The organism is Tardiphaga robiniae (assembly GCF_001618955.1).
GTDB lineage: Bacteria > Pseudomonadota > Alphaproteobacteria > Rhizobiales > Xanthobacteraceae > Tardiphaga > Tardiphaga robiniae_A.
This window is the reverse complement of the sequence record NZ_LVYV01000011.1, coordinates 20,497-45,365: the sequence shown is the minus strand read 5'-3', so window position 1 is coordinate 45,365 and position 24,869 is coordinate 20,497. Positions and strand designations below refer to the sequence as shown.

28 protein-coding genes are annotated in these 24,869 nt (G+C 61.8%); 10 read left to right on the top strand and 18 right to left on the bottom strand.

Annotation, left to right across the window (positions count from 1 at the left end; all coding sequences use genetic code 11):
• Positions 1-74: 74 nt before the first annotated feature.
• Together A4A58_RS13050 and A4A58_RS13045 are read left to right on the top strand one after the other, a co-directional pair.
• The gene (locus tag A4A58_RS13050; RefSeq protein WP_068732644.1) at positions 75-404 is read left to right on the top strand and encodes a GlpM family protein; all 330 of its coding nucleotides are present in this window, start codon (positions 75-77) and stop codon (positions 402-404) included.
• Positions 405-517: 113 nt separating this feature from the next.
• Positions 518-4,036, top strand: a complete 3,519-nt coding sequence (locus A4A58_RS13045; protein ID WP_068732642.1) for a PAS domain-containing hybrid sensor histidine kinase/response regulator — start codon at positions 518-520, stop codon at positions 4,034-4,036.
• 5 nt (positions 4,037-4,041) lie between these two features.
• On the opposite strand, the gene A4A58_RS13040 is transcribed toward A4A58_RS13045, so the two are convergent.
• A complete protein-coding gene (locus A4A58_RS13040) occupies positions 4,042-4,719 on the bottom strand; it encodes a response regulator (RefSeq protein WP_068732722.1) in 678 nt (225 codons plus the stop codon).
• A gap of 411 nt (positions 4,720-5,130) precedes the next feature.
• Between A4A58_RS13040 and A4A58_RS13035 the strand changes: the two genes are divergently transcribed.
• A complete protein-coding gene (locus tag A4A58_RS13035) occupies positions 5,131-6,783 on the top strand; it encodes an MFS transporter (protein WP_433993624.1) in 1,653 nt (550 codons plus the stop codon).
• 103 nt (positions 6,784-6,886) lie between these two features.
• Here the strand turns inward: A4A58_RS13035 and A4A58_RS13030 are convergent, their stop codons facing one another.
• Positions 6,887-7,357 carry a secondary thiamine-phosphate synthase enzyme YjbQ gene (locus tag A4A58_RS13030; RefSeq protein WP_068732638.1) on the bottom strand — a complete coding sequence of 157 codons (471 nt, stop codon included), beginning with the start codon at positions 7,355-7,357 and terminating at the stop codon, positions 6,887-6,889.
• Positions 7,358-7,448: 91 nt separating this feature from the next.
• On the opposite strand from A4A58_RS13030, the gene A4A58_RS31140 reads away from it, so the two are divergent.
• Positions 7,449-7,610 carry a hypothetical protein gene (locus A4A58_RS31140; protein ID WP_192855906.1) on the top strand — a complete coding sequence of 54 codons (162 nt, stop codon included), beginning with the start codon at positions 7,449-7,451 and terminating at the stop codon, positions 7,608-7,610.
• Between the two features lie 15 nt (positions 7,611-7,625).
• On the opposite strand, the gene A4A58_RS13020 is transcribed toward A4A58_RS31140, so the two are convergent.
• From A4A58_RS13020 to A4A58_RS13010, 3 genes are all read right to left on the bottom strand, one after another.
• Entirely contained in the window at positions 7,626-7,847 is a 222-nt protein-coding gene (locus A4A58_RS13020; protein ID WP_068732634.1) for a DUF6894 family protein, read from the bottom strand.
• A gap of 145 nt (positions 7,848-7,992) precedes the next feature.
• Positions 7,993-8,487, bottom strand: a complete 495-nt coding sequence (locus A4A58_RS13015) for a hypothetical protein (protein ID WP_068732720.1) — start codon at positions 8,485-8,487, stop codon at positions 7,993-7,995.
• A 98-nt stretch (positions 8,488-8,585) separates the two neighbouring features.
• Entirely contained in the window at positions 8,586-9,209 is a 624-nt protein-coding gene (locus tag A4A58_RS13010; protein WP_068732632.1) for a 2-hydroxychromene-2-carboxylate isomerase, read from the bottom strand.
• A gap of 275 nt (positions 9,210-9,484) precedes the next feature.
• Here A4A58_RS13010 and A4A58_RS13005 point away from each other — a divergent pair, with 275 nt between their 5' ends.
• From A4A58_RS13005 to A4A58_RS12985, 5 genes are all read left to right on the top strand, one after another.
• Complete coding sequence (locus A4A58_RS13005) at positions 9,485-9,862, top strand: AtpZ/AtpI family protein (protein ID WP_068732630.1); 378 nt, start codon at positions 9,485-9,487, stop codon at positions 9,860-9,862.
• 104 nt (positions 9,863-9,966) lie between these two features.
• Positions 9,967-10,716, top strand: a complete 750-nt coding sequence (locus A4A58_RS13000) for a F0F1 ATP synthase subunit A (RefSeq protein ID WP_068732628.1) — start codon at positions 9,967-9,969, stop codon at positions 10,714-10,716.
• Between the two features lie 73 nt (positions 10,717-10,789).
• The gene (locus A4A58_RS12995) at positions 10,790-11,017 is read left to right on the top strand and encodes a F0F1 ATP synthase subunit C (protein ID WP_068732626.1); all 228 of its coding nucleotides are present in this window, start codon (positions 10,790-10,792) and stop codon (positions 11,015-11,017) included.
• Between the two features lie 62 nt (positions 11,018-11,079).
• Complete coding sequence (locus tag A4A58_RS12990; RefSeq protein ID WP_068732718.1) at positions 11,080-11,649, top strand: F0F1 ATP synthase subunit B'; 570 nt, start codon at positions 11,080-11,082, stop codon at positions 11,647-11,649.
• 4 nt (positions 11,650-11,653) lie between these two features.
• Complete coding sequence (locus tag A4A58_RS12985) at positions 11,654-12,142, top strand: ATP F0F1 synthase subunit B (RefSeq protein ID WP_068732624.1); 489 nt, start codon at positions 11,654-11,656, stop codon at positions 12,140-12,142.
• A 71-nt stretch (positions 12,143-12,213) separates the two neighbouring features.
• Here A4A58_RS12985 and A4A58_RS12980 read toward each other — a convergent pair whose 3' ends face one another.
• The 12 genes from A4A58_RS12980 to coxB form a co-directional block, all read right to left on the bottom strand.
• A complete protein-coding gene (locus tag A4A58_RS12980) occupies positions 12,214-12,897 on the bottom strand; it encodes a hypothetical protein (protein ID WP_349509575.1) in 684 nt (227 codons plus the stop codon).
• Positions 12,898-13,063: 166 nt separating this feature from the next.
• On the bottom strand, positions 13,064-13,651 hold the full coding sequence (locus A4A58_RS12975) for a GNAT family N-acetyltransferase (RefSeq protein WP_068732622.1): 588 nt from the start codon (positions 13,649-13,651) through the stop codon (positions 13,064-13,066).
• Between the two features lie 34 nt (positions 13,652-13,685).
• Positions 13,686-14,975, bottom strand: coding sequence for a M16 family metallopeptidase (locus A4A58_RS12970; protein WP_068732620.1), 1,290 nt, complete (start codon positions 14,973-14,975; stop codon positions 13,686-13,688).
• Complete coding sequence (thrC, locus tag A4A58_RS12965) at positions 14,975-16,390, bottom strand: threonine synthase (protein WP_068732714.1); 1,416 nt, start codon at positions 16,388-16,390, stop codon at positions 14,975-14,977. The genes A4A58_RS12970 and thrC overlap by 1 nt, the downstream gene beginning before the upstream one ends.
• A 127-nt stretch (positions 16,391-16,517) precedes the next feature.
• On the bottom strand, positions 16,518-17,273 hold the full coding sequence (locus A4A58_RS12960; RefSeq protein ID WP_068732618.1) for an SURF1 family protein: 756 nt from the start codon (positions 17,271-17,273) through the stop codon (positions 16,518-16,520).
• Positions 17,270-17,665 carry a DUF983 domain-containing protein gene (locus A4A58_RS12955; protein ID WP_068732712.1) on the bottom strand — a complete coding sequence of 132 codons (396 nt, stop codon included), beginning with the start codon at positions 17,663-17,665 and terminating at the stop codon, positions 17,270-17,272. The genes A4A58_RS12960 and A4A58_RS12955 overlap by 4 nt, the downstream gene beginning before the upstream one ends.
• 80 nt (positions 17,666-17,745) lie before the next feature.
• Entirely contained in the window at positions 17,746-18,603 is an 858-nt protein-coding gene (locus tag A4A58_RS12950; RefSeq protein WP_068732710.1) for a cytochrome c oxidase subunit 3, read from the bottom strand.
• Between the two features lie 96 nt (positions 18,604-18,699).
• Entirely contained in the window at positions 18,700-19,320 is a 621-nt protein-coding gene (locus tag A4A58_RS12945) for a cytochrome c oxidase assembly protein (protein ID WP_068732616.1), read from the bottom strand.
• 18 nt (positions 19,321-19,338) lie between these two features.
• Positions 19,339-19,512, bottom strand: coding sequence for a CoxF protein (locus A4A58_RS12940; protein ID WP_068732614.1), 174 nt, complete (start codon positions 19,510-19,512; stop codon positions 19,339-19,341).
• Positions 19,513-19,528: 16 nt separating this feature from the next.
• Positions 19,529-20,470 (bottom strand): heme o synthase, encoded by a 942-nt coding sequence (locus tag A4A58_RS12935; RefSeq protein ID WP_068732708.1) that lies wholly within the window; start codon positions 20,468-20,470, stop codon positions 19,529-19,531.
• 101 nt (positions 20,471-20,571) lie between these two features.
• On the bottom strand, positions 20,572-22,197 hold the full coding sequence (gene ctaD, locus A4A58_RS12930; RefSeq protein WP_068732612.1) for a cytochrome c oxidase subunit I: 1,626 nt from the start codon (positions 22,195-22,197) through the stop codon (positions 20,572-20,574).
• A gap of 104 nt (positions 22,198-22,301) precedes the next feature.
• Positions 22,302-23,147, bottom strand: coding sequence for a cytochrome c oxidase subunit II (gene coxB, locus A4A58_RS12925; RefSeq protein ID WP_068732610.1), 846 nt, complete (start codon positions 23,145-23,147; stop codon positions 22,302-22,304).
• 483 nt (positions 23,148-23,630) lie between these two features.
• Here coxB and A4A58_RS12920 point away from each other — a divergent pair, with 483 nt between their 5' ends.
• Positions 23,631-24,206, top strand: coding sequence for an invasion associated locus B family protein (locus A4A58_RS12920; RefSeq protein ID WP_139069846.1), 576 nt, complete (start codon positions 23,631-23,633; stop codon positions 24,204-24,206).
• Positions 24,207-24,224: 18 nt separating this feature from the next.
• Here the strand turns inward: A4A58_RS12920 and A4A58_RS12915 are convergent, their stop codons facing one another.
• Positions 24,225-24,857, bottom strand: a complete 633-nt coding sequence (locus tag A4A58_RS12915) for a TlpA family protein disulfide reductase (protein WP_244499758.1) — start codon at positions 24,855-24,857, stop codon at positions 24,225-24,227.
• Positions 24,858-24,869: the final 12 nt, after the last annotated feature.

Genomic DNA, 24,869 nt, shown 5'->3' with positions numbered 1-24,869 from the left:
GGGTGGCCGGGTCAAGCCCGGCCATGACGAGTTCTAATTGCATGTATGCCCTTCCGGGGAATCGGAGAACTTTCGTGGACATCATCTGGAAAGGTATTCTCGGCGGACTGCTCACCGCCCTGATTGCCTGGTTGTCCAAACGGGGCAACACGCTGCCCGGCATTCTGCCGTTGTTTCCGACCTTTGCGATCATTGCGCTCCTCATCGTCGGCGCAAAAGGCGACAGTGCAGGCTTCCGGGAAGCCTGCATGGCCGGCGCGAAGACCATTCCGGCCTATCTCGCTTTTCTCGGCATCTGCTATCTCACGGTCGGCACGTTCGATTACCGCCTCGCTTTGCTGGCCGGCGTGACCGCGTGGCTGTTCATTATCCTGATCGCCTTTTTCGGCCCGCGCTGGATTTAACGACGATCCGGCATTCCCCGGCGTCCGACCAAATCCCTGTCGCCTGCACCGGCGCAACCGGCTAGATTTTCGCCTGACGGACGGGCTTCAGCCCGCCAAAGGGAGCACGCGCGATGCTGCACGACTGGGGCGTGATTGTTGCCGCCCTCTGCTACATCGGATTTCTGTTTTGCGTCGCCAGCTACGGCGACCGGATAGCGCTGTTCCAGAGCGGCCGTGCCAAGGCCGTCATCTATCCGCTGTCGCTGGCGATCTATTGCACGTCATGGACGTTCTTCGGCTCGGTCGGCGTGGCCAGCCGGACCAGCGTGGATTTCCTCGCCATCTATGTCGGCCCGATCCTGTTCTTTGCCTTCTTCTCGCCCGTGCTGCGGCGTGTGATCCATCTCGCCAAGACCCAGAACATCACCTCGATCGCCGACTTCATCGCCGCACGTTACGGCAAGAGCCAGGCCGTCGCCGCCACCGTCGCCGTGATCGCCATCATCGGCTCGGTTCCGTACATTGCGCTGCAGCTGAAAGCCGTGGCGTCGTCGCTGGAAACGATCCTCGGCGAAGACAAGGCCATTGCCGGCGTTCCCATCGTCGGCGACATGGCACTGGTCGTGACTCTCGCAATGGCGATGTTCGCCGTACTGTTCGGTACAAGGCAGACCAATGCGACCGAACATCAGCACGGCTTGATGCTCGCCGTGGCTACCGAATCCATCGTCAAGCTGGTGGTGTTCATCATCGCCGGCGCCTTCGTGACATTCTGGATGTTCGGCCCCTCGGAGCTGGTCGAGCGCGCGATGAAGACACCAGAGGCGATGCGCGCCATCAACTATGTGCCGTCATTCGGCAATTTCCTCACGATGGTGTTGCTGTCGTTCTGCGCCATCATGCTGCTGCCCCGGCAGTTCCACGTCAGCGTCGTCGAGAATTCCAGCGACTCGGAAGTGAGCCGTGCGCGCTGGCTGTTTCCCACCTATCTGATCGCCATCAATCTGTTCGTCATTCCGATCGCCCTGGCGGGCCTCGTGACCTTTCCGTTCGGCGCGGTCGACAGCGACATGTATGTGCTGGCGCTGCCGATCGAAGCTGGCTCCAGCACGCTCAGTATGGCGGTGTTCATCGGCGGCTTGTCGGCTGCCACCGCCATGGTGATCGTCGAATGCGTTGCGCTGGCCATTATGGTGTCCAACGATATCGTGTTGCCACTGGTCTTGCGGCGCGGGCCACAGACGCAGAATGAGCAGACCGACTTCGGCAACTTCCTGCTCAAGGCAAGGCGGTTTTCGATCTTCGCCATCATGGTGATGGCCTATTTCTATTTCCGCGCGCTCGGCAATACGCAACTGGCCGCCATCGGCCTGCTGTCATTTGCCGCCATCGCGCAACTCGCTCCAGCTTTTTTTGGCGGGCTGATCTGGCGGCGTGCGACCGCCCGCGGCGCCATGGGCGGCATGGTGGTCGGCTTCATCGTCTGGGCCTATACGCTGTTCATCCCGAGCTTCCTTGAAAGCAGCACCGCAGGCGTCCTGTTCCTGCAGCACGGCCCGTTCGGTATCGAGGCGTTGCGGCCGCAGGACCTCCTCGGCACTGAATTGCCGCCGCTGCTGCACGGCACGTTGTGGAGCCTGTCGCTCAATATCCTGACCTATATCGTGCTGTCGCTGATGCGGGCGCCGTCGTCGATCGAACGGCTGCAGGCCGATGTCTTCGTACCCAATACGCTGGCGCCGATCACACCGGCATTCCGGCGCTGGCGGACCACGGTGACGGTGCAGGACATTCTCAGCACCGTGACCCAATATCTCGGCCCGGACCGCGCGCGCGAATCCTTCGATGCTTTCGCCACGCGTCGCCGTGTCGATCTCGATCCGGCCGCACCTGCGGATTTCGAACTGCTGCAGCACGCAGAATATCTGATCGCGTCATCGATCGGCGCAGCCTCCTCCCGCGTGGTGATGTCTTTGTTGTTGCGCAAGCGCACGGTGTCGGCCAAAGCTGCCTTAAAGTTGCTCGACGATTCGCATGCGGCGCTGCACTTCAACCGCGAGATCCTGCAGACCGCGCTCAACCACGTCCGCCAGGGCATCGCCGTCTTCAACCCCGACCTGCAGCTGATCGTGTCAAACCGGCAGTTCGGCGAACTGCTCGGCCTGCCGCCACAGATCGTACAGATCGGCATTCCGCTCCGGGAGATTCTGGAATTCATCGGCATCCAGAGCGCGTCGCCTTATGGCGACAACGAAACCCTGACGCAGGCGCGGTTGGCTGCCTACACGACTGAGGGCGAACCCTATCTTGAACGACTGCAGGACCGCCAGATCGTCATCGAAGTGCGTACCAACAAAATGCCCGATGGCGGGCTCGTGCTAACTTTTTCCGACGTCACGCCCAGCTTTGAGGCAGCAGAAGCGCTGGAGCGCGCCAATGCCACGCTGGAAAAACGCGTCCGCGACCGCACCGAGGAACTGACACGGCTGAATTCCGAACTGGCGCTCGCCAAAAGCACCGCGGAAGATGCCAATATCTCGAAGACTCGCTTTCTGGCCGCCGCCAGCCACGACATTCTCCAGCCGCTCAATGCCGCACGGCTCTATGTCACCAGCCTGGTCGAACGAAAGAGCGGCGGCGAGGATGCGCGGCTGGTCGAGAATATCGACGACTCGCTGGAGGCCATCGAGGAAATCCTCGGAGCGCTGCTCGACATCTCGCGCCTGGATGCGGGCGCCATGAGTCCCGCGATATCGAGTTTCCGCATCGGCGACCTGATGCGATCGCTCGAGATCGAATATGCACCGATCGCGCACGCCCGCGGCGTCAAGCTCTCATTCGTGCCGTGCTCACTGCCCGTCGAATCCGATCGCCTGATGCTGCGGCGTCTTCTGCAGAATTTGATCTCGAACGCGATCAAATACACGCCGCATGGCCGCGTGCTGGTCGGCTGCCGGCGCCGCGGCGAGTCCTTGCAGATCGGCATCTACGATACCGGCGTCGGCATTCCGATCCTCAAGCGTGGCGAGATCTTCAAGGAGTTTCACCGGCTTGAACAGGGCGCGCGGATCGCGCGCGGCCTCGGGCTCGGTCTGTCGATCGTTAAGCGGCTCGCGCATGTGCTCAATCACGGCATCGCGCTGGATTCCAATCGCAGCGGCGGCTCGTTCTTCTCGGTGACGGTGCCGGTGGCCAAGGCGATCAATCATACCACCGCGGTCACCAGCGCGACGCCGCTGTCGAAGTCACCTATGTCGGGCACGCTCGTTGTCTGTATCGAGAACGACATGGCGATTCTCGATGGCATGAAGACGCTGCTGCAGGCCTGGGGAGCCGAGGTCGTCGCGGTCCCTGATCCGGAAGCCGCGATGAACGCGATTGCCGAAATCCAGGGCTCTGGCCGCCGCCTCACGGGCCTCCTCGTCGATTATCATCTCGACCGCGGCAACGGCGTCGCCGCGATCCGGGAAATCCGCAACCGTTTCGGCAAGGAGATCCCGGCCATCCTGATCACCGCCGACCGCAGCCCGCATGTGCAGTCCGCCGCGCGCCAGGACAAGATCGCGGTGCTGAACAAGCCGGTCAAACCGGCGTCGCTGCGCGCTCTGCTCGGGCAATGGCGCACGCAGCAGATGATCGCGGCGGAATAGTCCGATTATTGCGGCGTCTGCTCGCCCTGGCGCCACTGGCCGCCGGCGATCTTCGCCGCGGCGATCACGGCCTGGGTGCGGCTCTCGACACCAAGCTTCTGCAGAATCGCCGAGACATGCGCCTTGATAGTCGCCTCGGACACGCCAAGCTCATAGGCGATCTGCTTGTTGAGCAGTCCTTGCGACAGCATCATCAGCACGCGGACCTGCTGCGGCGTTAGCGTCACCAGCCGATCGCGCAGTTTGCTCATTTCCGGATCGGCTGCTGCGGACATGTCGACGTCCGGTGGAACCCAGACGTCGCCATCCATCACGCGCACGATGGCATCGCGCAGCGTATCCACACCGAAGCGCTTTGGAATGAAGCCTGACGCGCCAAAGTCCAGCGATTGGCGGATCGTACCGACGTCATCGCTGGCGGAGACGATAACCACCGGAATCGCGGGATACTGTGCTCGGAGGTAAATCAGTCCCGAGAATCCGCTGATCCCGGGCATCGACAGATCGAGCAGGATCAGATCGACGTCGGAATCCTGTTCCAGCAGTTTGGTCAGATCCTCGAATGTACCGGCTTCATCGACCGTGGTCGTCGGCAGCACACTGCTGACCGCCTGCCGCAATGCACCGCGGAACAACGGATGATCGTCGGCAATAATGAGGCGCGAGGGAGCGATAACGGTCATCAAAATCCATGCAAAAATCTTGCGGCGAACCAGCGACCGCGTTGAGACGACGCGCAAAAGCGCATTTCGCCACAAGTGTCCCCCGCGCGACAACGTCTTGCAAGCGTCCAATGCTGCCACGCGGTAAATTGGTGAACGCGGGCCATTGTGCAACGCAATATTTCATATGCACGCGCACGTCCGGAAGGACGTTTTCGCCACTGCGACGTCTGCGCACAGCCCCTTGCGCACGGCCTAAAGTCGTATTGGGTCGCATTTCCCCGCAATGCTACCTTTTGCATCGAAGTTCTCTGCAATGAGCCGACAGAAGTTCGGCGCAGCGAGCGAGAAGCCACAATAAATTTTGCAACGGATTTGGGGAGCGATTCAAACATGTCCACCATCGCAGCAACATCGGCGAAAGCCCAGGGGATGACGAAGGACGAACGCTTCGTCATCTTCGCGTCATCGCTCGGCACTGTTTTCGAATGGTATGACTTCTACCTGTTCGGCTCGCTGGCCGGCATCATCGGCGCGCAGTTCTTCGGCGTGATCGATCCCGCCACCAAGCTGCCGATGTTCAATCAGGCCACGCGCGACATCTTCGCGCTGCTGGCCTTCGCCGCGGGCTTCATCGTTCGTCCGTTTGGCGCCATCGTGTTCGGACGCGTCGGCGACATCGTCGGCCGCAAGTATACGTTCCTCGTCACCATCCTCATCATGGGCCTGTCGACCTTCATCGTCGGCATCCTGCCTAACGCAGCGACCATAGGCATCGCGGCTCCGATCATCCTGATCGGCCTGCGCCTGCTGCAGGGCCTTGCGCTCGGCGGTGAGTATGGCGGTGCGGCGACTTACGTGGCAGAGCATTCACCGGCCGGCAAGCGCGGCTACTACACCTCGTTCATTCAGACCACGGCCACGCTCGGCCTGTTCCTGTCGCTGCTGGTGATCCTGTTCACCCGTACGATTCTCGGCGAACCCGAATTCGCCGCCTGGGGCTGGCGTATTCCGTTCCTGGTCTCGGTGGTTCTGCTCGGCATCTCGGTCTGGATCCGTCTGCGCCTGAATGAATCGCCCGTGTTCCAGAAGATGAAGGACGAGGGCAAGGGCTCCAAGGCTCCGCTGACCGAAGCCTTCGCCAACTGGAGCAACGCCAAGATCGTGCTGATCGCACTGTTCGGCGGCGTGATGGGCCAGGGCGTGGTCTGGTACACCGGCCAATTCTACGCGCTGTTCTTCATGCAATCGATCCTCAAGGTCGACGGCTACACCGCGAACCTCCTGATCGCGTGGTCGCTGCTGCTCGGCACCGGCTTCTTCGTGTTCTGGGGCGCCCTGTCCGACAAGATCGGCCGCAAGCCGATCATTCTGGCAGGCTGCCTGATCGCGGCGCTGACCTTCTTCCCGATCTTCCGGATGATCACCACCAACGCCAACCCGACGCTGGAAAAGGCGATCGAGACCGTGAAGGTGGAAGTCGTTTCAGATCCCGCACTGTGCGGCGATCTGTTCAACCCGGTCGGCACCCGCGTGTTCTCCACGCCTTGCGATACGGCCCGCGCCTATCTGGCCCAGTCGTCGGTCAAGTACTCGACCGCCTACGGTGCAGCGGGCTCGGGCGTGAAGGTCGTCGTCAACGGCAAGGACGTGCCCTACACCGCAGCAGCGGCGTCAAACCCGCAGGTTCTCGCAGCGGTTCAGGCGGCGGGCTATCCGAAGGCGGGCGACGCGCAGATCGTGAAGATGGCGCATCCGTTCGATATCTTCCGTCCGCAGGTCGCGGCCGTGATTGGACTGCTGTTCGTGCTGGTGCTGTTCGTCACCATGGTCTACGGGCCGATCGCGGCGATGCTGGTCGAACTGTTCCCGACCAAGATCCGCTACACCTCGATGTCGCTGCCCTACCACATCGGTAACGGCTGGTTCGGCGGACTTCTCCCGGCGACCGCATTCGCCATCGTGGCTTCGACCGGCGATATCTATGCCGGTCTCTGGTATCCCGTGATCTTCGCGGCAATCACCGTGGTCATCGGCATCTTCTTCCTGCCGGAAACCAAGGACGTCGATATCGCCGCCAACTAACTCCGCAAAGCCGGCGGCCCAGGCCGCCCGCAGACGCGACGACAACAAACCGGCCGCGGAGCAATCCGCGGCCTTTTTTTTTGTTTCAGCAGATCTGCGAGCGTCAGGTCGCGCCGACGAACTGCAGCACCACCTCGCGGCGATGCGGGCGGGCGCGGTGTTCGATCAGATAGATTCCCTGCCAGGTTCCAAGCGCGAGCTTGCCTGACAGAACGGGGATGTGCAGCGAGGTTTCGGTCAGCATGGTACGAACATGCGCCGGCATGTCGTCGGGACCCTCCGTATCGTGCGTCCAATTGAAATCCTGAGGCGCAAGACGATCGAGCGTTGTCATGAGATCGACCAGCACGGAGGGATCGGCGTTTTCCTGGATGGTGAGCGACGCTGAGGTATGGCGGATGAACAGCGTCAATGCCCCTTCCCGGGCGCCGATCTCGCTCAGGAATTTGCCGACCTCGCGGGTCAGATCGACGAAACCTGCACCGGATGTCTGCACCGTCAGTAGCGACGACACGACGGTTTCGATGCGAATTGCAGACGGCGCGCTGTGCGTGATGGATCTGGCAGATGTCACGACACTAACCTTTCGACTGGTAGATCTTCTGATGAACCAAAACGCGCATATCGCGTTCCCACTTCAATCAGGATGGACAAGGGAAAACGCCATGAAGCCTAAGACGTCAAGGGACATTCCGGGGCCGGGGCCACGCAAGGACGAACAGCGCGCGCGGGAGAAAGCTGTCATCAAGGACGCAGACAACACCGATCAAGCGGACCGCGACACCATCCATGGCGACGGCGACAATATTGGGCTCGACCGCAAATAAGAGCTGCGCACTGCGTTAATCGTCAGAGCTAACCACGTCTGCGCGGTGAATTTCATCGCCCTCCTCGTTGCGGACGGAAATGGCGAAGTGCTTGCCGCGGAGCTCAGGCCTGATCTTGTAAATATCGCCTGCGAGCTTGTCGGCGACCTCAGCGGCCAGCAATTCATTGCGCAAAATCTGCCCGGAAGCGTCGGGCACGGTCGTCCCGTCGACCAGATCGAAATAAAATCTCGGCATCAAAGTGGCCTCCCTTGAGTCGAAAACGTACGATTTGGCTCCTGTCTGCTTGTGCTGAACTACTCTCGATATCGCGGCAAAAGACCCCGCGCACCACATCAATCAACGATGTGAGCACCGCCATCCGTAGCGCAACCGGCAGCGCTCAGATCTTCCCGCCGGAATCGCGCTGGATGCGGCTGGCCATGTCGACAAGGCGACGCCACGCGTTTTCGACAAAGGCCATGACCCGATCGACGTCGCGTTCGCTCGGCAGCGGAATCTCGATCTTCCTCTCGCCATCCGCACTCCCTGACTTCCCGGGCTTCAGCGAATCCTGCTTCGGGAGCGCTTCATCGGTCTTGCCGGCGACGGCTGGACCGCGCTGGGCAAACTCCGCCTTCAGCTTGTCGTTGTCCTTCTGCAACCGCCCGATCTCGGTATCGAGCGCGGCACGTTCATCCGGCAAAACATAGCAGGCCCAGCCGGATCCCTTATCCGTGCACGTCGAAACTGTGCCGGTGCGGGTATCGAGGCGGATGACGCCTTCAGCGATCGGCGACAGTGAATAACGGCCATTCTCGATATCCGGGAGGGCCTGCGCAGACGCACTGACGATCCCGGCCATCAGAACCGCGCCAACCCACGCAACGTACCGCATGGGCTGCCCGGGGGAGGTAAAACGCACCACAGCATTCTTCATGGAGATGCTCCGCGTTGCGAGTTCGGGGCGATAGCCGCCTTTACTCTCAGATGTGCTCAGATTTGAGATTTGAAAGGCGCCCGCTTCGCCTTCAACGCATCAGCCAGCAATTCGAGCCGATCCTGCCCCCAAAATACTTCACCGTTGAGCACATAGGCCGGCGAGCCGAACACGTCGGCCGCAATCGCCTCCTGACGGTTCTGTTCGTATTTCGCAGCCACATCGCTCGACGCCGCGCGCTCTACGAGTTTCGCGCCCGGCAGCCCCGAATCATCCGCCAGCCTGGTCAGCACGGCCGTGTCGCCAAGATTGAGCTGACCTTCCCAGACCGCAGGAAACGCGCGGCGCAGGAACGGGTCCGGATCGTGTCCGGCATCGAGCGCCGCGATCACCAGACCATCGGCGAGTCGGCCATCGAATGGCCAGTTCTTCGGCTGCAGATGGAAATCGAGACCGCGTTTGTCGCGCCAGCGCTGCAATTCAAGCATCCGGTAGTGCTGCCGCACCGGATGACGCTTGCCGAGCGGGAGGCCGCCGGTTTCCGAAAACAGATCACCGAGAAATACCGGCTTGTGATTCACCTTGAGATCATAAGTACTTACGAGATCGCGAAAGAGCGTGTGGCCGATATAGGCCCAGGGCGATGGCAGCGAAAAATAGTAGTCGATCTCTTGAGACATTCCGGGCTCCGGCAGGGGCGTTTTCAAACTCTGCGGTACTCCAACAGAGCGCCCTGCGCCGTGCAAGATAGATCACCTCGAAAGTCATTCTTGCGCTGCGGCGATCCCGCGCAGCGGGATTCGAATTTCGTCAATAAAATCAAATGAATCAAAGCACTAACAGGCGATCAGCGAATCTTGACTTGGCAAGATGCGCTAAGTATGGTCCGCCCGGCTTTGAAGGGTGATGGGGCGTTATTTCCAGCATTTGCAGCGTTATTTCGAGTGTCGCAAGCATGACGAACGGCACACGGGACGATGACAGTGAACGCGGAAACGATGGCAAATCGTCTCCCGATGAGGCTGCGCTTTCCGCAAGGCTCGGAAGTCTGAATCAGCGTCTGTCCAAACTTCAGGATGAGCGCAAACTTCAGACTGACCAATCCGAAACTGGAAGCGGAAACGCGCAGTCCAGGGCATCAGCCATGGCGGTGGGTCTCCGTCTTTCTTCGGAACTGGTCGCGGGCGTCGTCGTCGGAACGATTCTGGGCTGGGGCTTCGATCGTTTGCTGTCGACATCGCCGTGGGGGCTGATCGTTCTCATGCTGCTCGGTTTCGTCGCCGGCGTGATGAACGTGATGCGCTCGGCTGGTGTCGGGAAAAAAGCGGAATAAGAAATTCGCGCCCAAGACCTCTGCGTCGTTGGCGCAGCATTTGAGTGCCGGCTGTCCGGCAAGGAAACGCCGGACGTTCCGGCCGAATTGAAAGACCGACGTGGATGGCCGATCCGATCCATCAATTTGAGATCCACAAGATCTTCACCCTGGGCCATATCGGCAATCAGGAAATCGCCTTCACCAACTCATCGGCCTATATGTTCGGCGCCGTCGCCGTCGTGTCGCTGCTGATGATCGGCGGCAGCGCCGGACGTGCGCTGATCCCGAACCGTTTCCAGTCGGTCGCCGAACTGTCCTTCGAATTCGTCTCGAATACGGTGCGCAGTAGCATCGGTGAAGAAGGGATGAAGTTCTTCCCGTTCGTGTTCTCGCTGTTCATGTTCATCCTGACGGCGAATCTGATCGGCATCATCCCCTATACCTTCACCGTCACCAGCCATCTGATCGTCGCCGTCGCCCTGGCATTGATGGTGTTCCTGACCGTGCTGCTCTACGGCCTCTACAAAAACGGCCTCGGCTTCTTCAAGCTGTTCGTGCCGCACGGTATTCCGATTTACATCCTGCCGCTGGTCACGGTGATCGAGGTGATCTCGTTCCTGTCCCGCCCGGTGTCGCATTCGGTTCGTCTGTTCGCCAACATGCTGGCCGGCCACATCACGCTGAAGGTTTTTGCCGGCTTCGTAACCTCGCTCAGCGCACTCGGCGCACTCGGCATTTTCGGTTCGGTGCTGCCGCTGGCCATGACCACGGCGCTGACCGCGCTGGAACTGCTGGTCGCCTTCCTGCAGGCCTATGTGTTCACGATCCTGACCTGCATCTATCTCAACGACGCACTTCATCCGGGCCACTAACCATCGCTTCTTAGTGTCCTGGCGGAATTCACCCTCAACCGTCTAAATCCCTATCCCAAGAAGGAGTTTTACTATGGATCCCATCGCAGCGAAGTACATCGGCGCCGGCATTGCTTGTCTCGGCATGGGTGGCGCTGGCATCGGCGTCGGCATGATCTTCAGCCAGTTCCTCAACGGTGCGCTCCGCAATCCGTCGGCTTCCCAGGGCCAGTTCGCTAACCTGATCTTCGGCTTCGCCGTGACCGAAGCGCTCGGCATCTTCTCGCTGCTGATCGCGCTGCTGCTGCTGTTCGCCGTCTAAGCTGAAAACGGATCCGGTTGCCGCTCCATCCTGGAGCGCTTCCGATCGATAAGGAGACTGCTGTGGCTGAAGGTCAGGGCAAATCCAAGGGCGCCGATCACGGGACTGCCGCACACACTGCGGCAGACGGTGGTCACAAGGCGTCGTTTCCGCCGTTCGAGAGCAACACCTTCGCTTCACAGCTGGTGTCGTTCGCGATCGCGTTCGGCTTGCTCTATCTGATCGTGTCGCGTCTGGCGCTGCCCCGCGTCGGCGGCGTGCTTGCGGCCCGTCAGCAGGTTCTCGATACGGACCTGAACGAAGCTGCCAAGCTCAAGGGCGATTCCGACGCTGCATTGAAGGCTTACGAAACCGAACTCGCCAATGCCCGCGCCAAGGCGCAGGCGATGGCGACCGAGGTTCGTGAGAAGCTCAATGCCGAACAGGAGCAGGCCAAGGCGAAGCTCGAAGAGAGCCTTGCCAGCAAGCTTGCTGCAGCGGAGCAGACCATTGCCACCACCCGCACAACGGCGATGGGCAATGTGCGCAGCATTGCTGCGGACACGGCCTCGGCGATCGTCGAACGCCTGACGGGCATCAGCCCGGATGCAGGCGCCGTCAACGCCGCGCTCGACGCGTCGCTGAAAGGATAAACGGATGTTCGGACTTCAAGCTGAATTCTGGGTCGCCGTCGCTTTTGTCCTTCTGATGGCGGTTTTCGGCTGGTTCGGTATTCACCGCACCATCCTGACGGCGCTCGACCACCGCAGCGTCCGCATCAAGCAGGAACTCGACGACGCCCGTCGCCTGCGTGATGAAGCCGCGGCGCTGCTCGCAGACTACAAGAAGCGTCATGCAGCGGCCGAGCGCGAAGCGCAGGACATCATCACTTCCGCCAAGGAAGAGGCCGAGCGCATTGCCGCCGAAGCCAAGACCAAGATGGAAGATTTTGTCGCTCGCCGCACCAAGAGCGCAGAAGGCAAGATCGCAATGGCCGAAGCCCAGGCTATCGCAGACGTTCGCGCAGCCGCAGCCGAAGCCGCAGTGAATGCCGCAGCCTCGGTGCTGTCGCAGTCCGTAAAGGGCTCGGTGGCCGACGACCTGATCGCCAAGGGCATCGGCGAGGTTCGCTCCAAGCTGAACTAAGCGAAAGACTTCAAACCGAAAAAGCCGGCGCGAGATGATCGCGCCGGCTTTTTTGTTGGCTCGGATAACCCTTAGCGCCGCTTGCGTGCGGGTGCCTGCGATTTCAGAGCCTGCGGATCGAAGCCGATATAGAAGATGTAGGAATCGCCTGCGGTGCCCGTCGGCATCGGATAGACGAGATCCTCGCCGACCAGGCTGAACGGCACGCTGGTCTCGCTGCCAATCTGCACTGTGGTCTGGAATACCTTGGTGGCAATGGTCTTCGGCGTCACGCCTTCCTGCACCACGGCGACACGCAGCGGCACATCAACCGCCGCAGGCGCACCGGCCGGCCCGACGATGACCCGGCCCTGGATGCCGAGCTTGACCGAGATCTGACCTGCATTGAGATCGCAGGAGCGCGCCGTCCGGGTGATGGTGGCCTGGAAAGCCAGATCGTTGCCAACCGCAGGCTTGCCCGCAGCGCCAACCGCATAGGTCGAGGCGCCCGGCCGGATACTGACGCTCGGGCAGGTCAGATCGTTCTCATCGGTCTGCGGCGACTGCGGCGCGCCGACCTCGGTGGACTTGCCCGAGAACAACTGGGTGAAGCGATCGGTCATCGACGGGCTGCCGCCGCCGCTGCTCGGCGAACCGCCGCCAAACATACTGCCGCCGCCGCAACCGGCCAGTGTCAGGCTTGCTGCAGTGATCACCAGCAGGCCGCGGAGCGCGCCGGTGCGGCCGCTGATCGGCATCGAACGAATGTTGCGCATTGTGAAGATATCCCCGAAAATTCAGTCGTTTGCGCAGCCCCGCCCAAGGCGTGCGCAGGGCCTTATAACAGCGCAATGGCGGCGAACCCAAGGCACTTAAACGAGGCGCTTGAGACAGGACAGATGCGCGCCATTGCGCCACATCCGGACATCGCGTTGCAGCACGCTACCCGCGGAAGTCCTCATGCAGCATGCCGTAAAGCAGGTGATCCTGCCAGATGCCATTGATGCAGAGATAACGCCGCGCCAGTCCCTCGCGCGAGAAGCCACACTTCTCCAGCACCCGCACCGACGGCAGGTTGGTGGGAATGCAGGCCGCCTCGATGCGGTGCAGGTTCAACTCGCCAAACAAGGTCGGCAATAGCACCCGCAGCGCCGCGGTCATGACGCCCTGCCCCGTATAGGGTTGGCCGACCCAGTAGCCGATGGTGCCGGCCTGGACGATGCCCCGCCGGACATTGGCCAGCGTCACGCCGCCCAGCAGCGTGCCATCGGACTCGCGAAACACCAGAAACGGATAGGCGCGATCAGCGGACGCATCGTCGGCATAGCGGCGCAGCCGGCGGCGAAAGCCGGAGCGCGTCAGGTCGTCTGACGGCCAGATCGGCTCCCACGGCGTGAGATAACCCCGGCTCAGCTCACGCAGATCGGCCCATTGCGGAAAATCGCTCATCACGGGTGCACGCAATGCAACGCCGTAGCCGCGCGGCGCCAGCGCCGCCGGCATGCTCGATGGCAAACGAAACAGGGCCATAGGCTCGCTCCCTGATACCTCGGACCTCACCTGCCTAGTGGAGCAGGCTCTTGTCCTTGGTGCGGGTCAATCCTTCCGCAAAAGCCACCGCCGTGTCCAGCCCCCGGCCGCTGCCGAGCGCCGCCACGGCCGGGCGGCTGCGCGTCAGCAGGCCACGGGCAACGTTGCGGGTCGATTCCACGCTGACATCATCGATGCGCTGGACGAGTTCTTCCACGGTGAGCGGACGGCCATAGGCCAGCATGTGCCGCGCCAATTGCTCGGCGCGCGAGCTGCAGCTCTCCAGCGCCATCAGCAGACCGGCCTTCATCTGCGCCTTGGCGCGGGCGATTTCGGCCTCGGTCAATGTCTCCACCGACTCGTTGATGACATCGACGATGACTTCCATCATCTCAGGTGCATCGGTCGGATCGGTGCCGGTATAGAGACCGAAGAAACCAGTGTCGGTATAGGGCGCGTGGAAGGTGTAGATCGAATAGCAGAGACCGCGCTTCTCACGCACTTCCTGGAACAGCCGCGAGGACATGCCGCCGCCGAGAATGTTGGTAAAGACCTGCAGACTGAACAGCGACAGGTCCGACTGCGGCAGACCTTCCAGCGCCAGCGTCAGATGCGCCTGTTCAAGATCGCGATTGACGACGCGGGAGCCGCCCTTGCCGAACATCGCCGGTTGCGGCTTCGGGGCTGCGGTGCCTTCGAAGCTGGAAAAGCGATCGGCGGCTTCATGCACGACCTGGCGATGATTCACGGCACCGGCCGCAGCTACCACCATGTCCGGCCCGCGATAATGCGTGGACAGGTAGCTCTGCAGCATGTCGCGATCAAAACCCTTCAGCGTCTTGGCGGTGCCCAGAAGCGAACGGCCCATCGGCTGGTCGGGATAGCAGAGCTCGTTGAGATGTTCGAACACGACATCGTCCGGCGTGTCCTGTGCCGCACCGATCTCCTGCACGATCACGCTCTTCTCGCGCTCCAGCTCGTCCGGCACGAACGTCGGATTGGCGAGAATGTCCGAGAGCACATCGAGCGCCAGCGGCACATCGGCCTTCATCACGCGGGCATAATAGGCCGTGGTCTCCGTCGAGGTTGCGGCGTTGAGATCGCCGCCGACCGCCTCGATCTCCTCGACGATCTCGCGCGACGAACGCTTCTTGGTGCCCTTGAACGCCATGTGTTCGAGCAGATGCGAGATGCCGTGCTCGTTGGGCTTCTCATCGCGGCCACCGACGCCGGTCCAGACGCCGAGCGCGGCGGTTTCCAGATGCGGCATGGTATCGGTGATGACCGTCAGGCCCGAAGGCAGTTTGGTAACTTCGACGGTCATCAGGACACTCCTTGCTTCGCAGCGCGGCTGACCGACAGCACGAACTGCTCAATATCGCTTTGGTCATTCTTCATGACCTTAATATGCTCGGGCTTCGTCATCAGCCCTTCCAGATAGACCGGCAATGCCGGCCGCACGCCGCAAGCCGCCTCCACCGCATCGGGGAATTTCGCTGCATGTGCCGTCGACAGCACGACGTTGGGCACATGCATCTCGGTGGTGTCGCGGTCCGCCACGGCCAATGCCACGGCAGTATGCGGATCGATCAGATCGCCGGTCTCGCGCCACGCGGCGCGAATGGCAGCCGAGGTCTCGTCCTCGTCGGCGCGACCGGATTCGAAATCGGCACGGATCGCGGTCAGCACTTTCTCGGGCAGCACGAAACGGCCGGACTGCTTCAGCGAATCCATCAAGCCGCGCACCAGCGCAGCGTCGCGGCCGGAGGCTTCGAACAGCAGACGTTCGAAATTCGACGACACCTGAATGTCCATCGACGGCGACGAAGACGCGTGAACCTCACGCACCTCGTAGATGCCGGTCTTGAGCGTGCGATCGAGGATGTCATTGACGTTGGCGGCGACGCGCAGCTTGCGCACCGGCAGGCCCATGCGCTTGGCCACATAGCCGGCGAAGATGTCGCCGAAATTGCCGGTGGGCACCGTGAAATCAACGCTGCGTGCAGGCGCACCGACGGCGACTGCCGAGGTGAAGTAGTAAACCACCTGCGCAACGATACGTGCCCAGTTGATCGAGTTCACACCCGACAGCGACACGGCGTCACGAAACTTGTGATGATTGAACAGGCCCTTCACGATCGCCTGGCAATCGTCGAAATGGCCCTCGACAGCGAGCGCATAGACGTTCGATGCGCCGGTCGTGGTCATCATGCGACGCTGCACGTCGGAAATACGGCCGTTCGGAAACAGCACGACGAGATCGACATTGTCGCGGCCGGCAAAGGCATCGACGGCGGCGCCGCCGGTGTCGCCGGAGGTCGCGACGACGATGGTGGTGCGCTGATTGCGCTTGGCGAGGACGTGATCCATCAGCCGCGCGATGAGCTGCATGGCGACGTCCTTGAACGCCAGCGTCGGGCCATGAAACAGCTCGAGCACGAACTGGTTCGGCGCGGTCTGGTCGAGCGGTACCACGGCGGGATGGCGGAAGGTGGCATAGGCCTCATTGGCCATGCGCCCGAGATCCTCGTCGGAAATCTCGCCGGCCACGAACGGCCGGAGCACCTCGACGGCGACTTCCCAATAGGGCCGGCCGAACAGCGACGCGATGGTCTCGGCTGACAACTGGGGCCAGACCTCGGGAATGTAGAGACCGCCGTCGCGGGCAAGCCCGGTCAGCATGACATCGCAAAAGCCGAGTTTCGGGGCCTCTCCCCGCGTCGAGATATAGGTCGTCAAGGCGTCCTCCAAAGGCGCGGAAACCGCCAAGCCTTTGATAATAATGGGGTTAAAACTTCACGCCGCGTGAAATCGAAGGCCACCATAATGGGTTTCGCCGGGCGAGGAAACCGACTTTGGCCGGGGTTCAGGCCCGACGCTGGCCCCGGGTCCAGACGCCGAACGCAATCACCACGGCAGCCGCGAGGCCAAACCAGGTGATGGCATATTGCATGTGGTCGTCCTTGAGATGGATTTCGAGCGGGCCGGGCTTCGGGATGGCATTGGCCGGCACGGGACTTTCCAGATCGACATAGAACGGCGCGACAGGGCCCCAGCCGAGCGCCTGCGCCATGGCACGCTGGTCGCGGTTGAACCAGAGACGCTTGGTGACGTCGTCATGGGGCGTCAGCGTCCCCGCTGTTTCGGGAAAACGCAGATAGCCGGTCATGGTCACCGGCGCGCCGGTGATGAGCTTCTGCACGGCGCGGTCCTGCTGGGCGCGATCCTGCATCGTGTTCTGCACGAAGCCCGCATTGATCACCACAGTCTCGCCGGATGCCAGTTGCGCCGGCAGGAAGGCCCAGGTCACCGGGCCCGGCACATCAGGCCGCACCCCGGAGCCGGAGCTGTAGACCATGCCGTCCGGCACGGGTTTGTAGGTGGCCGAGAAGTTGACGCGGCGGAATTCATCCTTCGCCGGGGTCAGCGCGCTCCATGTGGATGGCAGCGGCAGTGCACCAGGCGCGCCCGCCAGCCGCTCCGTGAGTGCGGCGATCAACGCGTGTTTCTCGGTACGGCGCTGCAACTGCCAGAAGCCGAGGCTGAGGAGCACGCCAACGATGATGAGCGTGACGATGCCGAGACCGGTGATACTGCGCCGGCGCGCTGCAACAGTGTTCATTTCGGCGTGCGATCGATCAACTGGCCTTCGGAGGCCTTGTGGTGGAATTGCAAGGCGATCAACAGCGACTTCATGGAGCGCAATGGCAGCAGCGTGGTCGCAAGAATCAGCGGCAGCCACAATGCGGCATGCAGCCAGAATGGCGGCTGATACTTGACCTCCACCACCAGCGCGCAACCGACCACGATGGCACCGGCGAGCATGATGATGAAGATTGCCGGACCATCACCGGTGTCGATGAAAGCATAGTCCAGCTCGCAACGCTCGCAGCGCGACGCCAGATTGATGAAGCCCGCATAGAGCCTGCCCTCACCGCAGCGCGGGCATTTGCAGGTCAGGCCGCGAATGACGGTCTGGCCAAGACTGACGGGAACAGCAGCTTGATCGGGCATCGAGTCGAATTCTTTCACAGCGCAGGCGCCAAACAAAAAGGGCGGCCCTGCGGCCGCCCTCTTGTAGCACCCGAATACGGTCAGTGCGCGGCTGCGCCGGCAATGGGGCCGCCATAGCCCCAGACATAGATCGTGATGAACAGGAACAGCCAGACCACGTCCACGAAGTGCCAGTACCAGGCGGCGAATTCGAAGCCGAGGTGCTGTTTCGGCGTGAAGTGACCGGCATAGACGCGGAACAGGCAGACCAAGAGGAAGATGGTGCCGACCAGCACGTGGAAACCGTGGAAACCGGTCGCCATGAAGAAGGTCGCACCGTAGATGTTGCCCTTGAAGCCGAAAGCAGCGTGGGCGTATTCGAACGCCTGCACGCAGGAGAAGGCAGCGCCGAGCAACACCGTGAGGATCAGCGCATACTTCACGGCCTTGCGGTCGCCTTCCAGCAGCGCGTGATGCGCCCAGGTGACGGTTGTGCCCGAGGTCAGCAGGATCAGCGTGTTGAGCAGCGGCAGATGCCAGGGGTCGAAGGTCTGGATGCCCTTCGGCGGCCAGACGCCACCGAACAGTGCTTCGCGGGTGGCATGGACGGGATCGCCGGGGAACAGCGACGAATTGAAGTAGGCCCAGAACCAGGCGACGAAGAACATCACTTCCGAAGCGATGAACAGGATCATGCCGTAGCGATGGCTGATCTGCACCACGCGGGTGTGGTCGCCCTTATACTGGGCTTCACGAACCACGTCGGTCCACCAGCTTGCGAACACGTAGAGCACGCCGATGGTGCCGACGCCGAACACGATGGGCGCTGCGGCATACATGTGATGCATCCAGCTGACCGCGCCGACCGCCATGATGAAGGCGAACAGCGAGCCTACCGCCGGCCACGGCGAGGGATCGACGAGGTGATAGTCGTGGTGCTTAGCTTGCGCCGTAGCCATTGCGGTTCTCTCCGTCAGCTGCATCGGTTGAAGCCGGTGCGAGTTCTCTCAATTTTATAACGCGGAACGCTCCAGGATTTCTCTCAGAGCTTTCTCTTAGAGGTTACCCTTGCGCTTGTCAGTCTCCGTCGCCGCCAGCGGCTTCGGCGCCGGATCGCGCAGGGGGTAGAACGTGTAGGACAGTGTAATCGACTTCAGTCCGTCATTCTCGTTATCCGCGGCGAGCGCAGGATCGACATAGAACACGACAGGCATTTCACGCTTCTCACCGGGCGCCAGGGTCTGCTCGGTGAAGCAGAAGCAATTAATCTTCTGGAAATAGGCGCCGACCGTCAGCGGCGCCACGTTATAGGCGGCCTGTGCGGAGGTGGTGCGGGCGGACTGGTTGGTCACGGTGTAGAACACGGTCACGACCTCGCCGATCTTGACCTCGATCTCGCTCTGCTCCGGGACGAACTTCCACGGCAGTCCGCCAGACACATTGGCGTCGAAGCGGACGGCGATCTTGCGTGCGATCGGGCCGGACTCCGGCGCCGCGCTGGCCACCATCGTGGTGCCGTTGAAGCCGGTGGCGCGGCAGAACCAGTTATACAGCGGCACGGCGGCGTAGGACGCGCCGACCATGAAGGCCACCAGCAGACCGCACGCCGCAGCCACAGTCGCATCGCGGCCGAGGCGCGGCTTCGAGGCTTTGATGTTCTGCGGCTGATCGGTCATGTCACTCAGCTTTTGCCATTACATGGGCCGGATGAGAACGGCCGGCCCTTTGACCATGGTGACGGCAAAGAACAGTACGACGAGAATGCCGAGCGCCCAGGCGATGGCCAGCGACCGTTCGCGTCGGCTCTTCTTCTGTGCCTCGGTGAGGACGATGCCCTCTGGCTCTTCAGACTTGCGCTCATTGTCCATCGGATCATGCGCCCCTCTACCAGACCAGCGGGAGGATGGCCTTCACGACCACCTCGAGCAGCAGAATGGCAAACAGCGCGAACAGATAGACGATCGAGAAAGCAAACAGCTTGCGCGTCGCGCGGTTGGCGGGCGTGCCTTCGCGCAGACGATAGACCTCGACGGCGAGATACATCATGCCGGCGCCAAGGATCAGCGAAGCCGTGCCATAGATGGCCGAGAAATAACCGAGCGGCCAAGGCGCGACGGCGGTTGCGACCAGCACGACGGTGTAGAGCAGGATCTGCAGCCGGGTCGCGTCGGGACCAGCGACCACCGGCAGCATCGGCACCCCGGCGCGGGTGTAATCGTCATTGCGGAACAGGGCCAGCGCCCAGAAATGCGGCGGGGTCCAGAAGAAGATGATCAGGAACAGCAGGACCGGCTCCATCGAGAGCGTTCCCGACGCCGCAGCCCAGGCGACGACCGGCGGCAGCGCGCCGGCTGCACCGCCGATGACGATGTTCTGCGCGGTCCAGCGCTTCAGAGCGATGGTGTAGATCACGACATAGAAGAAGATGGTGAAAGCGAGCAGCGCGCCGGCGAGCCAATTGACGAGGATGCCGAGCGTCATCACCGAGAAGAAGGCCAGCACCAGACCGAAGGTCAGTGCTTCCGGCCGGGTGATGCGACCGCGCGGGATCGGGCGGTTGGCGGTGCGCGACATCAGCGCGTCGATATCGGCTTCGTACCACATGTTCAGCGCCCCGGAGGCGCCGCCGCCGACAGCGATACAGAGGATCGAGGTGATCGCCAGCACCGGGTGATGATCGCCCGGCGCCAGGAAATAACCGACCATCGCTGTGAACACGACCAGCGACATCACCCGCGGCTTGAGCAGCGCGATGTAGTCGGCAACACCCGCTTCGGAGATGCGGGGGGCAGACAGGTCGATGGTATGGTGGTCGAGGACGGACAAAATCATTCTCACTTTTGTTACGAGCACTCCGCCGAAACCCTTGCGAGTTCGGCGGAGGCATTAACCCGGTGCGGCACCCAAGAGCGCCGCACGAAAACCACTTACTGAACGCGCGGCAGCACTTCGAACTGATGGAACGGCGGCGGCGAGCTCAGGGTCCATTCCAGCGTGGTCGCACCCGAACCCCACGGATTGTTCGCAGCCTGTTCCTTGCGGACGAAGGCTTCGATCACGCCGTAGATGAAGATCAGCACGGCAAAGCCGGAAATGTAGGAGCCGATCGACGAGACCAGGTTCCAGCCGGCGAAGGCATCCGGATAGTCGACATAGCGGCGCGGCATGCCCGACAGACCCAGGAAGTGCTGCGGGAAGAACACCAGATTCACGCCAATGAAGGTGACCCAGAAATGCGCCTTGGCGATGGTTTCCGAATACATGTAGCCGAACATCTTCGGGAACCAGTAATACCAGCCCGCGAAGATGGCGAATACGGCGCCCAGCGACAGCACGTAGTGGAAGTGCGCGACCACATAATAGGTGTCCTGTAGCACGCGATCGACGCCGGCATTGGCCAGCACGACGCCGGTGACGCCGCCGAGGGTGAACAGGAAGATGAAGCCCACGGCCCACAGCATCGGCGCCTTGAACTCGATGGAACCGCCCCACATCGTGGCGATCCAGGAGAAGATCTTCACGCCGGTCGGTACCGCGATCACCATGGTGGCGGCGACGAAGTAGGCCTGCGTCGCCGACGACATGCCGACGGTGTACATGTGGTGCGCCCAGACGACGAAGCCGATGCCGCCGATGGCGACCATGGCGTAGGCCATGCCGAGATAACCGAACACCGGCTTCTTCGAGAAGGTCGAGATGATCTGAGAGATCATGCCGAAGCCAGGCAGGATCAGGATGTACACTTCGGGGTGACCGAAGAACCAGAACAGATGCTGGAACAGGATCGGATCGCCGCCGCCGTCTGCGGCGAAGAAGGTGGTGCCGAAATTACGGTCCGTCAGCAGCATGGTGATGGCGCCCGCCAGAACCGGCAGCGACAGCAGCAGCAGGAACACGGTGACCAGGATCGACCACACGAACAGCGGCATCTTGTGCAGGGTCATGCCCGGCGCGCGCATGTTGAAGATCGTGGTGATGAAGTTGATGGCACCGAGGATCGACGACGCACCGGCGAGATGCAGCGCCAGAATCGCGAAGTCAACGGCGGGACCCGGATGGCCCGATGTCGAGAGCGGCGCATACATGGTCCAGCCGGCACCGACGCCGTTGGCGCCGGGTTCGCCTTCCACGAAGGTGGAGATGATGAGCAGCGCAAAGGCGGCAGGCAGCAGCCAGAACGACACGTTGTTCATGCGCGGGAATGCCATGTCCGGCGCACCGATCATCAGCGGCACCATCCAGTTGCCGAAACCGCCGATCATCGCGGGCATCACCATGAAGAAGATCATGATCAGGCCGTGCGAGGTGACGAAGACGTTGTAGGTGTGGCTCTCGTGGAAGATCTGGACGCCCGGATACATCAACTCGATGCGGATCAGGATCGACATGATGCCGCCGATAACACCCGCCACGATCGCGAAGATAAGGTACATCGTGCCGATGTCCTTATGGTTCGTCGAATAGACATAGCGCCGCCACCCCGTCGGATGCGCATGCGCATGATCATCGTGGGCGTGATCGTCGTGAGCCGGTGTTGCCGCGGTCGTTGCCATTTTCAAATCCTGCTTTGTCTTCTTCTGGCAGTCTTTCGGACCTTGCGGTCCCCTCGCCCTAATTTCTTACAGTGCGTGCGGAGCCTCGCGGCTCCGTCACCCGCTTACTGTGCCACAGCAGTTCCGGCCGAAGCGTAGGAATTCGCCGGATTGGACGCGAACTTCTTCTTCGCCGTCTCGACCCATGCGGTAAATTCCTGATCGCTGACGACGCGGATCGCGATCGGCATGAACGCGTGATCCTTGCCGCACAGTTCCGAGCACTGGCCGTAGAACATGCCGGTCTTGGTGGCCTTGAACCAGGTTTCGTTCAGACGGCCCGGGACGGCGTCGATCTTGATGCCGAATGACGGCATCGCGAAGGAGTGGATCACGTCGGACGCGGTGGTCTGGACGCGAACCACCTTGTTCACCGGCACCACGACTTCGTTATCGACAGCGAGCAGGCGCGGCTGCTTGTCGGTGGCCATCAGCGAGTCGAATTCGAACGGGCCATTGTCGGGATAGGTGTAGGTCCAGAACCACTGCTTGCCGGTCGCCTTGATCGTCAGGTCGGCTTTGGGAATATCGAGTTCCAGGAACAGCAGACGGAACGACGGCACAGCGACGGCGACCAGGATCAGAACCGGAATGATCGTCCACGCCACTTCGATCAGCGTGTGGTGGGTGGTCTTGGATGCGACCGGATTGGCCTTGGAGTTGAACTTCACGACGACGATGACGAGAAGCGCAAGCACGAACAGTGTGATGGCGGTGATCAGCCAGAGCAGGAAATTATGAAACCAGGTGATGTTCTCCATCACCGGCGTGGCGGCTTCCTGCAGCTTGAATTCCCACGGCGCGGGCTGGCCCATCACCTCTGCGAATGCAGCACCGCCAAAAGCAAGCCCGGCCCCAACAACTGCTAACCCCAGCAACCGGCGGCCAATCTGGCCCCTCGACATCCTCATGCCGCTCGCGCTCCCATATTTACTGTCGCATTTCGGCCTGTCGCCGAATTATGCCGCCCGATCCGCACCCTGCCAATTTGCCAAAACGCCCAAGTGATTGGCCTGGAGGCAGTTGTTAGAATGCGTCGAAATCTAGCCTCTCAAACCATAATTCGCGGTCTGTCGCAATGCAGGAGTGGCGCATCCCGTAATGCATTCGGCGGTATTGAACGAAGGTCGCAATTGCTGCATGAAATCAGGCATAAACAGGCGTGCGGCAGCCGAACGGCGCTTGACAGCGGAATTGTCCGATGTAGGCACAGATCAGGCGATCGGCAGGATGCTGATTCGCGCCTGCGAGCGCTTTCGTGGCTCCGTGGATGCCTTCAAGGCGCCGTCATTGCCGTATCATTCCGTGGTCTGGAAAAATCCTCCGGACAGACAGCGTCAAGCGTGCTGCCCTGGACTACGACCACCACGTCACCGCTTAAGGAATCGACCCGGATGGGGCACTCGAAGTTGCAGCATAAATCGACCCTGAATCGCCCGGTCCGCGGGATCGCAGGCTGGCGGCTCTCTGGCTGGCAACGTCTGGCGCTCGGTTGTCTCGCCCTGGCGGCGATCGCCGCCGTCCCGGCTACCGCCAACGCCCAGGGCGCGGTGCGCTCGGTTCATGGCGACTGGCAGATCCGCTGCGACACCCCGCCCGGCGCCCAGGCCGAGCAATGTGCCCTGATCCAGAGTGTGGTGGCGGAAGACCGCTCCAATGCCGGCCTGACCGTGATCGTGCTGAAGACCGCCGACCAGAAGAGCAAGCTGATGCGCGTGGTGGCGCCGCTCGGCGTGCTGCTGCCGTCCGGCCTCGGCCTCAAGCTCGATAATCAGGACGTCGGCCGCGCCGGCTTCGTGCGCTGCCTGCCCAATGGCTGTGTTGCCGAAGTCGTGATGGACGACAAGCTGCTCGCCCAGCTCCGCACCGCCAAGACTGCCACCTTCATCATCTTCGAAACGCCCGAAGAAGGCATCGGCTTCCCGCTCAGCCTCAACGGCATCGGCGAGGGTTACGACAAGCTGCCATAGGCTTTGAACCCGGCCGCATTAGCCGGAACCACGCCCTCTGTAATAGTCAAGCAATCGCCGGGCATCTTCAGATGTCCAGTCGGCCTCCCCTGCAAGATATCCCTCGACCTGCCCCGTCGTTCCGATCAGATACGAGATAGGCATCGCATAGAGGCTGAACGGGGTATCCGGAGCGGCAACCTCGCCGGCACGCGCGACCAGTCCACCGGGATCGATACCGACATCGAGGTGTCTCAGCTTCAGGTTACGCACGAACGAAGCAACGTCTGCGCGATCGGTGGCGATCGCGATCACCTGCAGATTTGCGCGTGTCTCGATATCCTGCAGCCGATCAAGGATCGGCAACTCGGTCTTGCACGCCGGGCACCATGTCGCCCAGAAATTGACCAGAACGACCTTTCCTGGAAACGCGGTCAGATAGACCGGCTTGCCAATAAGGCGCGGCACCGCAACGGACGGGATCGGCCGCGCTCCCCGGATGACAGTGAACTGATGCCGCGCGGTGCCAAACGGTGGCGGCCCATCAGGCCGCGCATCCGCGGTAGCGCCCCTCGCCGCCAATGCGACTGTCGTGGCCAGTGCCCCTTTGAGCAGCGTACGTCGCGAAATTGGCGAGCGAGCAACAGCCCGTCCGCGGTGCGGTGTTGTCACGGTCCAGCCTCC